General features: G+C 66.1%; 11 protein-coding genes. 4 read left to right on the top strand and 7 right to left on the bottom strand.

Features of this window, described 5'->3' with window-relative positions; translation table 11 throughout:
• Positions 1–22: 22 nt before the first annotated feature.
• Positions 23–2,146, bottom strand: coding sequence for a bifunctional rhamnulose-1-phosphate aldolase/short-chain dehydrogenase (locus tag WBP06_RS11795; RefSeq protein WP_395327765.1), 2,124 nt, complete (start codon positions 2,144–2,146; stop codon positions 23–25).
• Positions 2,147–2,266: 120 nt separating this feature from the next.
• On the opposite strand from WBP06_RS11795, the gene WBP06_RS11800 reads away from it, so the two are divergent.
• The 4 genes from WBP06_RS11800 (at position 2,267) to WBP06_RS11815 (ending at position 6,777) form a co-directional block, all read left to right on the top strand.
• Positions 2,267–3,682 carry an FGGY-family carbohydrate kinase gene (locus WBP06_RS11800; protein ID WP_395327767.1) on the top strand — a complete coding sequence of 472 codons (1,416 nt, stop codon included), beginning with the start codon at positions 2,267–2,269 and terminating at the stop codon, positions 3,680–3,682.
• Positions 3,682–4,827 carry an FMN-dependent L-lactate dehydrogenase LldD gene (gene lldD, locus WBP06_RS11805; protein WP_395327770.1) on the top strand — a complete coding sequence of 382 codons (1,146 nt, stop codon included), beginning with the start codon at positions 3,682–3,684 and terminating at the stop codon, positions 4,825–4,827. The genes WBP06_RS11800 and lldD overlap by 1 nt, the downstream gene beginning before the upstream one ends.
• A gap of 30 nt (positions 4,828–4,857) precedes the next feature.
• Complete coding sequence (rhaT, locus tag WBP06_RS11810) at positions 4,858–5,934, top strand: L-rhamnose/proton symporter RhaT (protein WP_395327772.1); 1,077 nt, start codon at positions 4,858–4,860, stop codon at positions 5,932–5,934.
• Positions 5,935–6,003: 69 nt separating this feature from the next.
• A complete protein-coding gene (locus WBP06_RS11815) occupies positions 6,004–6,777 on the top strand; it encodes a DeoR/GlpR family DNA-binding transcription regulator (protein WP_395327775.1) in 774 nt (257 codons plus the stop codon).
• A 126-nt stretch (positions 6,778–6,903) separates the two neighbouring features.
• Here the strand turns inward: WBP06_RS11815 and WBP06_RS11820 are convergent, their stop codons facing one another.
• From WBP06_RS11820 to WBP06_RS11845, 6 genes are all read right to left on the bottom strand, one after another.
• Entirely contained in the window at positions 6,904–8,244 is a 1,341-nt protein-coding gene (locus WBP06_RS11820; protein ID WP_395327778.1) for a family 1 glycosylhydrolase, read from the bottom strand.
• Between the two features lie 11 nt (positions 8,245–8,255).
• Positions 8,256–9,131 carry an alpha/beta hydrolase gene (locus tag WBP06_RS11825; protein ID WP_395327781.1) on the bottom strand — a complete coding sequence of 292 codons (876 nt, stop codon included), beginning with the start codon at positions 9,129–9,131 and terminating at the stop codon, positions 8,256–8,258.
• Positions 9,128–9,598 (bottom strand): hypothetical protein, encoded by a 471-nt coding sequence (locus WBP06_RS11830; protein WP_395327784.1) that lies wholly within the window; start codon positions 9,596–9,598, stop codon positions 9,128–9,130. Before WBP06_RS11830 ends, WBP06_RS11825 begins: the two co-directional genes overlap by 4 nt.
• The gene (locus WBP06_RS11835) at positions 9,595–10,587 is read right to left on the bottom strand and encodes an MBL fold metallo-hydrolase (RefSeq protein ID WP_395327786.1); all 993 of its coding nucleotides are present in this window, start codon (positions 10,585–10,587) and stop codon (positions 9,595–9,597) included. The genes WBP06_RS11830 and WBP06_RS11835 overlap by 4 nt, the downstream gene beginning before the upstream one ends.
• A 142-nt stretch (positions 10,588–10,729) precedes the next feature.
• Positions 10,730–13,000 (bottom strand): TonB-dependent receptor, encoded by a 2,271-nt coding sequence (locus WBP06_RS11840; protein ID WP_395327788.1) that lies wholly within the window; start codon positions 12,998–13,000, stop codon positions 10,730–10,732.
• A 39-nt stretch (positions 13,001–13,039) separates the two neighbouring features.
• Positions 13,040–13,873, bottom strand: a complete 834-nt coding sequence (locus WBP06_RS11845; protein ID WP_395327791.1) for a fumarylacetoacetate hydrolase family protein — start codon at positions 13,871–13,873, stop codon at positions 13,040–13,042.
• Positions 13,874–13,905 lie beyond the last annotated feature (32 nt).

The raw sequence follows: 13,905 nt of genomic DNA on the forward strand, positions 1-13,905 counted from the left end.
TGCGCATTTCCCACTAAAAGCATCAACGCGTGAACGCCTGCGCGTTACCCGCATCGACATTGATCATGTTGCCGGTCGATTTCGCCGACTGGTCGCCCGCGAGGAAATAGACCGCTTCGGCAATATCGGAAGGCAGCACGTCGCGCTTCAGCATGGAGCGGTTGCGGTAGTGCTCTTCCAGTTCCTTGCCGGTGTCGATGCCGTGGGCGCCCGCGCGTTCCTTGCGCCAGTCGCCGTCCCAGATCTTGCTGCCCTTGATGACCGCATCGGGGTTAACGACATTAACGCGAATGCCGTGGGCTGCGCCTTCCAGAGCGAGGCAACGTGCAAGGTGGTTCGCGGCGGCCTTAGCCGAAGCATAGGCAGAGGCATTGGTGGCCGCGGCCACGCCGTTCTTCGATCCGATGAACACCACCGAAGTACCGCCCTGCTCCTTCATGCCCTTCAACAGCGGCCATGCGGCGCGGCTGGTGAGGAAGTAGCCTTGGGCCAGCACGTCGTAGTTGCGGTTCCACAGCTCGATCGTGGTCTCCTCGATCGGGGCCGAGGAGGCGATACCGGCATTGGCGACCAGGATGTCGAGCCCGCCGAATTCCCGCGCGGCCGTGGCGAAGGCTTCGGAGACTTGTGCCTCGTCGGTCACGTCGCAGACGGCGGCGCGGACAACGTCCTTGCCGAACTGCTTGGCGAAGCCGGCGCGCACTTCCTCCACGGCGTTGGCATCGCGGTCCGCCAGCAACACGCAGGCGCCGTCCGCCATCAGGCGCGCGGCCGTGGCGGCACCGATGCCGCCGGCACCGCCGGTGACGAGGGCAACGCGGCCGACCAGTGGCTTGGGCGCGGGCATGCGCTGCAGCTTGGCTTCCTCAAGCAGCCAGTATTCGATGTCGAACGCTTCCTGCTCGTCCAGCGCGATGTAGTCGCCGATGGCTTCGGCGCCGCGCATCACGTTGATGGCGTTGCCATAGAACTCACCGGCAAGGCGCGCGGTGGTCTTGTCGGTGGCGAAAGTGATGCGGCCCACGCCGGGCACCAGTACGACCACCGGATTGGCATCGCGCATCGCGGGCGAGTTGGGACGCTTGCAGCGCTCGTAATAGGCTGCGTACATATCGCGATAATCGGCAATCTTCTGCGCCAGGTACACATCGTCCTGAAGACGCGAAGGATCGAGAGTGAGGGGAGCGATCTTGGTGCGCAGGAAGTGATCGGGGCAGGACGTGCCCAGCGCGGCAAGCCGCTCGAACTCGGCCGAATTCACGAATTCCAGCGCTTCCGCGTCATCCGAAAAATGGCCGACCTTACGCCGTGCCCCGGTCATCAGACCGCGCAGGCGAGGCATAAGGTCGGCAGCAATGGCCGCGCGGTCCGAGGAGGAGGAGTGGACCGCACCGCCGAAAGCAGGCTTTTCGGAAAGCTTCGTGTTGAGGTAGTTCGCGGCATCCGCGATCAGGTCTACCGTGTGTTCGTAACAGGCCTTCGCGCTGTCCGCCCAGCAGATCACGCCGTGGCCGGCGAGCATGACGCCCTCCACGCCGGGATTGGCCGCAACGTAATCGCGCAGCATCACGCCCAGCGTGTAGCCGGGGCGCTTCCAGCCCAGCCAGCCGATCTTGCCGCCCCAGATTTCCTTGGTGGCCGCTTCGCCACCCGAACTGGCAGCCAGCGCGATGATCGCATCGGGGTGGACGTGATCGACATGCGCGAAAGGCAGCAGCGAGTGCAGCGGCGTATCGATGGAGGCGGCCCGGCCGTTCAGGTTGAACGTGCAGTGCGGCAGGAAGCCGACCATCTTGTCGTCGTCATCCGCCCCGCCATAGTGCTTTTCAAGGCCGAGCAGCTTTTCCTGATAGAGCGTGGCGAAGCCATCCAGCTTCATCGAACCGATGTCGCCGCCCGACCCCTTCACCCAGAGAACTTCGACCGTTTCGCCGGTCAGCGGGTCGACCTCTTCCAGCTTGGCAGAGGTGTTGCCGCCGCCGAAATTGGTCACCGTCAAGTCCGAGCCCAGCAGGTTCGAACGATAAAGAAGCAGTTCGGGGGGAGAAAGCGTGGCGGCGACCGAGTCGTCCCAACGGCTGGAGGGGACCGAGAAGGGAAGCGCGGCGCTTTGAGCCGCCGGTTTGGCCGGTGCGATAGTGTCCATGGGCATCCTCTAACGAAACCTCTTTTCAGGTTCAATCTGATTCGATACTAAACGATCAAATCCAATCAAACAACACCATGTTCAAGCATGGTGATACGTTCGAGAAAATGGGCAGAGAGAATGGCAGGGAACGGCACTTTCATCGTCGTCGACATCGGCAAAACGCTCAGCAAGCTGACGTTGTGGACGCAGGGCGGGCGCATGATCGACCGTCAGGTGCGGCCCAACATGGTGCGCGAATCGGACGGGATCCGCCGGCTGGATGCGGACGGCATCGGCCAATGGCTGCGCGCGACGCTGCGCGGCTGGGCCGGGCATCCGGTGGAAGCGCTGATCCCGGTGGCCCATGGCGCGGGCTTTGCCGCGCTTGATGAAAACGGCTTGTTGTTCGACCCCATCGATTACGAACAGACGCCGCCCGCCGATGTCATGGGCGCCTATCGCAAGGAGCGTGACCGCTTCGCCCTCACCGGCTCGCCCGCCTTGCCCGATGGCCTGAATCTGGGCGCGCAGGTCTACTGGATGGCGCAGCACTATCCGCAGGAAATGGCCCGCGCGACGCTGGTGCCCTGGGCCCAGTACTGGGCGTGGTTCCTGTCCGGCGCGATGGCCAGCGAAGTGACCAGCCTGGGTTGCCATACCGACTTGTGGTGCCCGGCAGACGCCCGCTTCTCCCCCATGGCGCAGCGCCTTGGCTGGGCGGACCGCTTCGCCCCGGTGGTGAAGGCCAGCGAGGCGGTGGGCACGCTGCGGCCCGAACTCGCCGCCGAAACCGGGCTTCCCGCGACGACCAAGGTGCTGGCCGGCCTGCACGATTCCAATGCCGCCCTGCTCGCCGCGCGCGGCTTTGCGGAGATCGCCCGGCAGGAGGCGACGATCCTGTCCACCGGCACCTGGTTCATCGCCATGCGCCTGGCCGCCGAACCTGTCGCCATGTCCTCCCTGCCCGAGGCGCGCGACACGCTGGTCAATGTCGATGCCTATGGCTGGCCGGTGCCCTCCGCCCGGTTCATGGGCGGGCGCGAGATCGAATCGATCATCGAGATCGACACCCGCCGCGTCGATATCCGACCGGATCAGCCCAAGCTGATGGAAGCCGTGCCCGCACTGCTGGAACGCGGCACGATGATGCTGCCCACGCTCGCGCCCGGCTTCGGCCCCTTCCCCGATGGCAAGGCCGAGTGGGTGAACCGGCCCGCCGAATGGGCAGGCACCTGGTACGCCCGCCGCGCCGCGATCTGCCTCTATGCGGCGATGGTGGCCGATACCGCGCTGGACCTGATCGGATCGAAGGATCGCCTGCTGATCGAAGGGCGCTTCGCCGATGCCGAAGTCTTCGTGCGCGCCCTCGCCGCGCTGCGGCCGGAAACGCAGGTCTTCGTCGCCAATGCCCATAACGACGTCTCATTCGGGGCGCTGCGCCTGATCAACCCGCTGCTGCAGGCACAGGGCGGCCTGCGCCGCGTCGCCCCCTTGGAGGGCGACCTGGAAGCCTACCGCGCGAAATGGCGCGAGCATGTGCGGGAGCCTGCCTGATGATCACCGCCTCGATCCCCGATTTCCGCGAGGCCGCGCGCCGCCGCCTGCCGCGCTTCCTGTTCGAATATATCGACGGTGGCTCCTATGCCGAAGAGACACTGCGTCGCAACGTCTCCGACCTTGCCGGCCTCGCCCTGCGCCAGCGCGTGCTGCGCGATGTCTCAGCGCTGGACCTCTCGACAGAGCTGTTCGGCCAGAAGCTGGCCCTGCCCGTCGCCCTCGCCCCGATCGGCCTTGCCGGGCTCAATGCGCGGCGGGGCGAATGCCAAGCCGTGCGCGCGGCGGACAAGGCGGGCGTGCCCTTCACGCTTTCCACCGTGGGCGCCTGCACTATCGGCGAAGTCGCGGCGGCAGCCAGCAAACCGTTCTGGTTCCAGCTCTACATGATCCGCGACCGTGCCTTCATGAAGGACCTGCTGGCCAAGGCGGTAGAGGCCGGCTGCTCCACGCTGGTCTTCACCGTGGACATGCCCGTGCCCGGCAGCCGCTATCGCGACTATCACACCGGACTTGCCGGCACCGGCGGCCTGAAAGGCGCGGCATGGCGCTTCGCACAGGCGGCCGTGAAGCCGGACTGGGCGTGGGACGTGGGCATCAACGGCCGCCCGCATACCTTGGGCAATGTCGCTCCGGTGCTTCAGGGCAAGACCGGGATCGAGGACTTCTTCGCCTGGATGCGCAACAATTTCGACCCCTCGATCAATTGGCGCGATCTCGATTTCATCCGCTCCGAATGGAAGGGGCCGCTGGTGATCAAGGGCATCCTCGATCCGGAGGATGCCAAGGAAGCCGCGCAGCTCGGCGCGGACGGGCTGGTCGTTTCCAACCACGGCGGCCGCCAGCTTGACGGCGTACTCTCCAGCGCCCGCGCGCTGCCGCCGATCGTCGATGCCGTGGGGGACCGGATGACCGTGCTGGCAGACGGCGGCATCCGTTCCGGCCTGGACGTGGTGCGGATGCTGGCGCTGGGCGCCAAGGGCGTGCTGCTGGGCCGCGCATGGGCCTGGGCGCTGGGTGCCGGGGGCGAGGCCGGCGTCACCAAGATGCTGAAACTGATCGAAGCGGAAATGCGGGTCGCCATGGCGCTGACGGGCACGACGAAAATCTCCGAGATCAACCGCAGCTGTCTCGCCGAAACATAACGACAATCAGAACGAGAGGATACTACACCGATGGGAGGCAATCCGGCGCTCGGCGTCGTGTTTCACTGGCTGGGCGGCTTTGCCTCGGCAAGCTTCTACGTGCCCTACAAGCGTATCAAGCTGTGGTCGTGGGAGATTTTCTGGCTGGCCGGGGGCATCTTCTCCTGGCTGATCGCGCCGTGGGTCTTCGCCTCGCTGCGGACCGAGAACCTGCTGGGCGTGCTGGCGTCCACGCCAACCTCCACCCTGCTGTGGTGCTGGTTCTGGGGCGTGATGTGGGGTTTCGGCGGGCTGACTTTCGGCCTGACCATGCGCTACCTCGGCCTCTCGCTGGGCATGGCGGTTGCCTTGGGTCTGACCACGGTGATCGGCACGATGGGTCCGCCGATCTTCCACGGCACCATCGGTGAAATCGCCAGCCGCACCAGCGGCCAGCTGACCCTGCTGGGCATCCTGATCACGCTGTTCGCCATCGTCGTCGTCGCGCGCGCCGGACATTCGAAGGACAAGGATCTGGGCGGCAAGGCCAGCGAAGGCGTGGCAGAGTTCAACTTGCGCAAGGGCCTGCTGATCGCGGTGTTTTCGGGCGTGATGTCGGGCTGCTTCGCTTGGGGGCTCGACGCCGGCCAGCCGATCCGTGACCTGACGCTGGCGGCGGGTACCGATCCGCTGAGCCAGGGCCTGCCGGTGCTCTGCGTGGTGCTGTCGGGCGGCCTGACCACCAATTTCATCTGGTGCGCGCTGCTGATCCGCCGCAACCGCAGCTTCGGCCAGTTCTTCGGCGCCAGTAACGGAGACGGCGGGAACAAGAAAGCCCCGCTGCTCGCCAACTACCTGCTTGCCGCGCTGGGCGGCACGCTGTGGTACTTCCAGTTCTTCTTCTACACGATGGGCGAGAGCCAGATGGGCCGCTACGGCTTCTCGTCATGGACGCTGCATATGGCGTCGATCATCCTGTTCTCCACGCTCTGGGGTTTCGCGCTGAAGGAATGGCGCGGCGCCAGCTCCCGCACGCGGACCATGGTGCTGACCGGCATCGGCATGCTGCTGGGGGCGACCATCGTGATCGGTGCGGGCAACATGCTGGATGCCGGTGGATCGATTTGATGGATTTTGAGCGAAATTGGCGGCATGGGGGAGCGCATAGCGTTCCCCCATTCAGGCGGACAGGAACCCATGCATTCGACTGAGCGTGAAAGACTGATCCTCGAAGCCCTGCGCCCCAGTGGCTTCGTGACTTATCGCGATCTGGAAGCGCAGCTTGCCGCCTCTCCCGCGACGATCCGGCGCGATCTCTCCCGACTGGAGGAAGAGGGTCATCTGCTGCGCGTCCACGGCGGCGCCAAGCTGCCGGAGGATCGCGCCGAACGTCAGCCCGGACTTGCCGGCACACCGTTCGAACAGTCGATCACCCAGCACCTTCCCGCCAAGCAGGCCATCGGCAAGGCTGCCGCTGCGCTCTGTCAGCCGGGCGAGGCGATCATGCTCGACGGTGGCACCACAACCCTGCAGATGTGCGCGCATCTGGACGGGCTGGACTGTCAGGTGCTGACCAATTCGCTTCACATCGTGCAGGCCCTGCTGCCGCAGCCGGGCACGCGTGTGCTGCTGCCTTCGGGCATCGTCTTCCGCGAACAGAACATCGTGCTGGCCCCGGCGGGCGAGGATTCGATGCCGCGCTTCCACGCGCCCAAGCTGTTCATGGGCGCCGCCGCCGTCGGCCCGCAGGGGGTGATGCAGCAGGACGTGATCCTCGTCGCCGCCGAACGCCGCTTCATGGACCGGGCAGAGGAAGTGATCCTGCTGGTGGACAGTTCCAAGTTCCGCTCCTCCTCCGGCGCGATCGTCTGCGGGCTGGACGAGGTGGACGTGGTGGTCACCGATGCGGGCATCCCGCAGGAAATGGCCGATCAGTTGCGCGATGCCGGCGTGCGGGTGGTCGTGGCCTGATCCTTCGATCCTCCCCTGCACGGGGAAGTGGCAGCGCGCAGTGCTGACGGAGGGGTGTCGCCGCTGGCGCCAACACCCCTCACCATGCTTCGATGGTCCCCCTCCCCTTCAAAGGGAGGAAACCGCCTAGAGTGAATTGCGTTTCGCGATCCCACCCAGCACCGAAGCACTCGGCTTGGGCGTGCGGGCAAAAGTGGTGCGATCCACGCTGCACAGGCCGAAGCGCGGCTTGTAGCCAAAGATCCACTCGTAATTGTCGAGCAGCGACCAGTGGACATAGCCCAGCACCGGCACGCCATCGTCGATCGCCTGCTTCAGCCCTTCCAGTGCCGCCGCAATGAAGCGCGCACGCAGCGTGTCATCCTCGGTGCCGACGCCGTGTTCGGAAACCAGCACCGGAACCTTGGTTGCGCCGTGGACATAGCGCACCGCACCGGCGAGCGAACCGGCCCAGACCTCGGTGCCCGACCAGTTGCGGTCTCCGCCGTCCGGCGCCGGCAGGCGGCCCTTGTCGTTCCACACCGCGCGTTCGTAATTCTGCACGCCGATGAAGTCGTCGGTCTTGGCCACTTCCAGCCACGCGCCATAGAGTTCGCCGCGCACCTTGTCGCGCATCGAGTTCTTGCCGGCTGCCTGATCGTCGATCACCGAAAGCGTGAAGCCCACCGGCAGATCGCCGCGCACCGCCTTGATCGCCGCGCGCCCCGCCTTGTGGCCGGCCATCAGCCCCTGTTCGATCGCGTCGATATCCTCCCGCCCGGCGACATTGGCGCAGACGAACTTGGCAACGCCCAGCTGCTTGGCGGCGGCGGCCATCGCCTGGCTCTGCATGTCCCAGACCGGCGGCGGCAGAATGTTCCGCAGGAGCAGCAGGATGTTCGGCTCGTTCAGCGTCATGGCCATGCCGATGCCGTCCCCGAACGCGCGGGTAACCTTGTCGCAGTAGCGGGCGAACAGTTGCGCCGCCTCGGGTTTGTTCCAGCCGCCCTGCGCGCTGAACCAGCGCGGCGCGGTGAAGTGGCTGTAGGTCACCAGCGGCGTCAGGCCGCGCGCGTGGCAGCCTTCGACGATCCGCTTGTAGTGATCGAGCATCGCCTGCGAGAACAGGCCTTTCTCCGGCTCGATCCGCGCCCACTCGACGCTGAAGCGGTAGGAGGTGAGGCCCAGCGACTTGACGATATCCAGATCGATGGCCCAGAGTTCCAGACTGTTGCAGGCATCGCCCGAAGGTTCCGAGAAGATCGTCGGCTTCAGATGCTCCACGAACCACAGGTCGGAGGCGACATTGTTGCCCTCCACCTGATGCCCGGCCGTGGCCGCGCCCCACAGGAAGCCTTGCGGAAAGGCCGGGTTCGCGCGCTTGGCGGCAGCGCGGGCGGCCACCGGCGCCGCGGCGATCATGGCGCCGGCGGCAAGCACGCCGCGTCGGTTCATCGTGGCCCGGTCAAGGTTGGGAAAGTCGGTCATCGGAAGCCCCCTCAGGAATGTTCGGCAAAGAAGGAAAGCAGCTCGTTCGACAGGCGGCAGTCCGCTGTGCCGAGGTGCATCGCCATCGAATAATGATTGTGCCCACTGGCATAGTGCGCGCGCGGAAGGCGGCCGTGGCGGCCAAGGCGCCCTTGCAGCATGCTGGCCCATTCGGTCTGGAAACGCGGCGGATCGAACTCCGCACAGGCCATGAACAGCGGCAGGCGCGTTTCCATCACCGCCGTCAGCGGCATACGCAGGGCGTAACAATCCTGCGGGCCGTAATAGCGCATGTCCCGCTCATCGAGCGGCGTCACGCCGTAAAGGCCGGACAGCAGCGCCGCCCCGCGCACCAGATCGGCATGATCGTCGCGCGCCTTCAGGAAGGCCGAAACGTGGACCGCCCCGGCCGAAGTACCGAGCAGGAAGATACGGTCCGGATCGCCGCCGTGCCCTGCCACATTGGCGCGCAGCCACTCGACTGCCAGGGTCACGTCCTCCGCGCCCGAAGGCCACATGTGCTGGGGGGCAAGGCGATAGTTCATCACCGCGCCCACCATGCCGTTCGCCGCCGCCCAGCGGCCGACATGGGCATTGGCCCAGTTCTCGGGCCCGCTGCCCCCTTGTCCACCCTTGTCGCCGACAAGGAAGCCGCCGCCATGAACGAACAGCACCACCGGGCGCAGGTCTTCCGCCTCGCCTTCGCGATAGAGATCCAGGCGGTTGCGGGCATCCGGGCCATAGGCGCAGTCCGTCGCGATCGGGGGAATGCGGGCGGCCAGCGTCCGCTGTTCCGCGTCGAACAGGTCGCGGCACACCGCCACCACATCGGGGCCGAGCACGGTGCCCATCGCCGCAATGGCGTTCCCTGTTTCAGCCGCGCTCATGCCGGTTCACTCCCTTGATGTGCAAACAGTCGGGTAAGCGCAAAAGTGGTGCCCGCCACGCCCAGCCCGGTTCCATAGAGCAGCTTGGCCACCAGTGCGACGGACCAGCCGATCTCGCGCCAGGGCCCGAACAGGCAGATCGCGCCAAGCACGGCAGCGCTTGCCAGCCCGGCCACCACGACGCGCAGAACCGTCCCCGCAATGAACCCGCGCCCGCCGACACGGCTGACGCCACCCATGCCAGACTTGCGCAAGCTGCCGGAGACGACCAGCAACGGCACCAGCGAGGACATCAGCGCGATCGCGGCGGCCTGCGGCAGGAAATCCAGCGCGAAGTTGTCCGGCGCGGCAAAGCGCAGCGGCCGCTCCGCAAAGCCGAACACGCCCAGAAAGAACGCCGCGCTCAGCACAAGGTTGATCGCGCCGCTGACGCGCTGCTCCCGCCGCAGCCGGGCTGCCACGTTCATGACCGGCATCCCACGTCGAAGCTCTGGAGATCGCGGGCCAGATCGACAGCGCCGGAATAGCGCGTGGCGATGCCCGCACGGATCGCCGGTTCAAACTGCGGCAGCGGGCCCGGTGGAACCGCGAAATGGGTCAGCACCACCCGGCCGACACCCGCCTCCGCCGCGATCCCGCCGATCGCTTCGGGCTTCAGGTGGTGGGTCGAAAGGTGACGCTCCATGCCGGCCAGCATGTCCGCGGATGCATCCTTGCGGCGGCTGCGGATCTCCCCCAGCAGCGCATCGAGCGCGATCACTTCGCTGACGAACATGTCGCTGCCCCTGGCAAGCGCAGTGACGGCGGCGCTGGGGCCGGTATCGCCGGTATAAGTCACGCTGCGCGCGCCCAGCGCGAAGCGATAGCTGAGCGAGACGTTGCGGGCATCGGGCTTGCCATCATGGTCGAAGTGGCTGTTGGCGGCGGCCCTGACGGTCACGTCCTGCCCCAGATCGAGCGCCTGCCCGTCGGCGATTTCCACCACGCGCACCGAATCCGCCGGGCGTGGCGGCGGCGTGCCCAGTCCGAAGCCGATGCTCCCCGGCGTTGCCATGGAGGCGACGATGCCGTCGACCACGGCGCGCGTGCCGGCCGGGCCGTAGACGGTCAGCACGCCGGGATACTGGTTCATCCAGCGCAGGCCGATCACCGCGGCGAGCCCGCCGGTATGGTCCAGGTGGTTGTGGCTGATGAACACCGTGTCGACGGCGCCAAGGTCCAGCCCGATCCGGGCCAGTTGGTCCACCGTGCCGTCGCCGGTATCGACGAGTATCCGCCGATCACCGATGGTGAGCAGATTGGCGGGTTCCGAACGCTCCGCCGTGGGAACCGGCCCCCCGGCCGTGCCGAGCGTCGTCCAGCGCAGGGCCGGGCACGCTGGCGCCGCGACTGCCGGGGCGGAAGCGACCGCTGCCGCCACCAACGCCAGTCCGCTTCCCAAGGTCCACTTCATCATAGTGCATTTCACCTGCATCTTCGTCCCTGATTGCGCGGCCTGATTGCGCGACCTGTTTGCGCGGCCCCGTTTCGGCAATCCAGTTCGGTGGCCATTCGGCGGACCGGCCGGAACCTCCCACGGAGGCCCCGGCCGGATGTCATCAGAACTTGGCGTCCAGACTGATGCCGACATTGCGGTACGACTGCGGGCCATAGATCGCGCCGATGTTCGACGCGCCGTTGTACGGGAAGTCGCTCTGCATCAGGCTGGGCTCGTGCACGTTGAAGGCGTTGCGCACGAAGACCGCAACGCTGTAGCGGTCATCCGCCGTCTTCACGCCGATACGCCCGCCAACCATCCAGTGCGGCCTGTAGGTGGTGTCCTCCACCGAGTTCGCCTCATAGCGGATGCGCGATTTCCAGACGGTATCCACCGAGACGAAGCCGCCGAAACGCTCACCCAGCGGAATGTCGTACTGGCCCGAAAGGGTGAACTTGTAGCGCGGCGAATAGGCCAACTGGCCCCCGCCGATATCGGTGCCATCCGTGCCGATGAAGCCGTTCGGATAGGTCGCCTTGGCAAAGATGAAGCCGGTGTTGAGCGAGAAGTTGCGCGTCACGTTGCCGAAGAAGTTGATTTCCGCACCGCGCGTCTTCACGCCGTCGATGTTCTTCTGATCGCAAGAGATGATGGCGTTGGCGTCCACCGTGCACTGCTGCGCCTGGAAGTTGTCGATCTTCATGTAGAACACGCTGAGATCGGCCACCCAGCTGCCGAACAACGTGGCCTTGACGCCTGCTTCGTACGAAGTCGGGATTTCGGGCAGAACGACATAGGGCGTGGCGCCAGTCGGCACCGCGATCTGCCCGCCCTTGAACCCGCGCGACACGGTGGCATAGGCCATGGCCCGCGCGGTGAGATCGTACTGCGCGCCAAGGCGCCAGGACCACTTTTCGGTGTTCAGCACGGTCTTGTCCGTAACGACGCCGGTGGTGTCGAACGTATCGAGCGAGAGCCGGTCGGTGGTGTAGCGCACGCCGCCGATCAGGCGGAACTGGTCGGTGACATGGCCGGTCAGCTGCCCGAAGAAGGCCAGCGATTCGTCGCGGATCGTCAATTGCGGCGTGGTATTGGAAACGATGGGGATGGTAACGCCCGGCGCCGGGATCAGCGTGACGTCCACCGTCTCTGGATCGCGGGTCTGCTTCTGGTTCGAATAGAAGGCGCCCACGGTATATTCGATGGGCTGGCCCGCTGCCGAACTGATGCGGAATTCCTGCGTGAACAGGCTCAGGTCACGATTGACCGCGGCATTGTGGACCTGCAGTTCCAGCGGATCGGCACGGAACACGTTGGACGAGGCGCCAAGGCCCGTCTCGGTCGACTTGCGGTAGGCGGTGATCGAGGTCAGCGTGAAGGGATCGGCCGCGTAATCGACCTGCAGCGATCCGCCGTAGTTCTCCGCCTTTCCGGTGTAGCTTTCATCGGTGCAGTAGTTGCGGTTGCCGACGCCCGGCGTCACGCCGCAGGACGCAAGGCGATCGGTGATGCCCACGGGATCGTATCCCGCACCGCCGAGGAACGGTCCCGGGCCGCCGGTCTTCACGAAGGTGAAGAAGTCGCCGCCGTTCTCGATGCTGCTGTGCGCATAGTCGCCGTTCAGATTGACGGTGACGCGGTCGGTCGGCTCCCACAGGAAGCGGCCGCGCACACTGTAACGGTCGGTGTCGTTAAGGTCGCCCGTGGTGGCGTTACGGTTCACGCCCTGGCGCAAGTTGGCGACGCCGGAGACGCGCAGGCCCGCATTGGCAGCGATCGGTACGTTGACCAGGCCCTGGATCACCTGGTTGCCATACTTCGAACCGGCGGTGCCTGCGTCCGAAAGCTCGGTGCGCAGGCGTGCGGAGAACTGGGTAAAATCGGGCTTGTTGGTGGTGATGTTGATGACGCCGGCCGAAGTCGTCAGGCCGAACAGCGTGCCCTGCGGGCCCTTCAGCACTTCGACACGGGCAATGTCGAACAAGTCGGAGATATTGGCATTACCCTGGCTGACCTGATCGACGACGACGCCGACCGAGGCCACCGCGCCGGGCGAGAAGGTCTGCGTGCCGATGCCGCGGATCGAGCCGCCGCCGCCGGTGTTCTGTCCGGGCGCGGCCTGGATTTCCAGGCTGGGTGCAATGCGGGCAAGGTCGTTGACGGTGTTGATCTGCTGGCGTTCCAGCTGCGCGGCACTGGCGACGGTGATCGAGATCGGAACCTCGGTCACCTTCTCTGCCCGGCGCTGGGCGGTCACGATGATTTCGCCGGTATCGGTGGCCGCGGGGGCAGCCTGCGGCGGGGCAGGCGCGACGTCCTGCGCCAGCGCCGGCGTGCCCAGCGCGCCGAGGGCGATGCCCGAGAGCAGCGCGACCTTGCGAATGGTGTTCATGATGTCTCTCCCTTTTATTCTGGTTGTCGTTGGATGCGGTCAGGCTTCGTCGATGACGGGATTTGTGAGCGTGCCGATCACGCCGATGGAGACTTCCACCGTGTCACCGGCCTTGAGGTAGAGCGGCGGCTTGCGCTTATCGCCGACGCCGCCGGGGGTGCCGCTGGCAATCACGTCGCCGGGCTTGAGGTCGGTGAAGGTGGAGCAGTAGGCGATGACCGTGGGGATATCCCAGATCATGTCGGACACCGGCTGATCCTGCACCAGTTCGCCATTCACGCGGGTCTGCACGCGCTGCGCGGCGAGGTCTTCCACGTCGGAAGCCACGACCATCGACGGGCCGAAGCCGCCGGTGCCGGGCCAGGTCTTGCCGGGGGTGAACTGGATGTTGTGGCGCTGCCAGTCACGGATCGAGCCATCGTTGAACGGCGCGAAACCGGCGACGTGTTCCCAGGCGTTCTCGGGCGCGATGCGGCGGCCGCCCTTGCCGATCACGACGGCCAGTTCGCCTTCGTAATCGAAGCGTTCGCTTTCGGGTGGGCGGACCATGGCATCGCCGTCGGCGATCAGACTATCGGCCCAGCGGGTGAAGATCGCCGGGTGTTCCTTCTGCTCGCGGCCGGTCTCGGCCACGTGGGTGGCGTAGTTGAGGCCGACGCAGAGGATCTTTTCCGGGTTCGGCACCACCGGCAGCAGCTTCACCGCATCCGCAGCAAACTCGCCGGTGGCGGGCAGCGTGGCAAGATCACCGGCCAGCACGTCCTTCAGCCATGCGTCTGCGCCGGTGGCGCCGAGATCGATCACCTTGTCCCCTTCGAGGCGGCCGAAGCTCTTGGTGCCGTCGGGACGTTCGAAGCTGATGTAACGGTTCATGCGTAGTCTCCCCTGCCCCCCGCGTGTCGCGC

The organism is Novosphingobium mississippiense, from assembly GCF_044029535.1.
Taxonomy (GTDB): domain Bacteria; phylum Pseudomonadota; class Alphaproteobacteria; order Sphingomonadales; family Sphingomonadaceae; genus Novosphingobium.

Bases quoted from the DNA above. Each gene is read 5' to 3' on its own strand.
- WBP06_RS11795 (WP_395327765.1), bottom strand. From the start codon at position 2,146: ATGGACACTATCGCACCGGCCAAACCGGCGGCTCAAAGCGCCGCGCTT.
- WBP06_RS11800 (WP_395327767.1), top strand. From the start codon at position 2,267: ATGGCAGGGAACGGCACTTTCATCGTCGTCGACATCGGCAAAACGCTC.
- lldD (WP_395327770.1), top strand. From the start codon at position 3,682: ATGATCACCGCCTCGATCCCCGATTTCCGCGAGGCCGCGCGCCGCCGC.
- rhaT (WP_395327772.1), top strand. From the start codon at position 4,858: ATGGGAGGCAATCCGGCGCTCGGCGTCGTGTTTCACTGGCTGGGCGGC.
- WBP06_RS11815 (WP_395327775.1), top strand. From the start codon at position 6,004: ATGCATTCGACTGAGCGTGAAAGACTGATCCTCGAAGCCCTGCGCCCC.
- WBP06_RS11820 (WP_395327778.1), bottom strand. From the start codon at position 8,244: ATGACCGACTTTCCCAACCTTGACCGGGCCACGATGAACCGACGCGGC.
- WBP06_RS11825 (WP_395327781.1), bottom strand. From the start codon at position 9,131: ATGAGCGCGGCTGAAACAGGGAACGCCATTGCGGCGATGGGCACCGTG.
- WBP06_RS11830 (WP_395327784.1), bottom strand. From the start codon at position 9,598: ATGAACGTGGCAGCCCGGCTGCGGCGGGAGCAGCGCGTCAGCGGCGCG.
- WBP06_RS11835 (WP_395327786.1), bottom strand. From the start codon at position 10,587: ATGATGAAGTGGACCTTGGGAAGCGGACTGGCGTTGGTGGCGGCAGCG.
- WBP06_RS11840 (WP_395327788.1), bottom strand. From the start codon at position 13,000: ATGAACACCATTCGCAAGGTCGCGCTGCTCTCGGGCATCGCCCTCGGC.
- WBP06_RS11845 (WP_395327791.1), bottom strand. From the start codon at position 13,873: ATGAACCGTTACATCAGCTTCGAACGTCCCGACGGCACCAAGAGCTTC.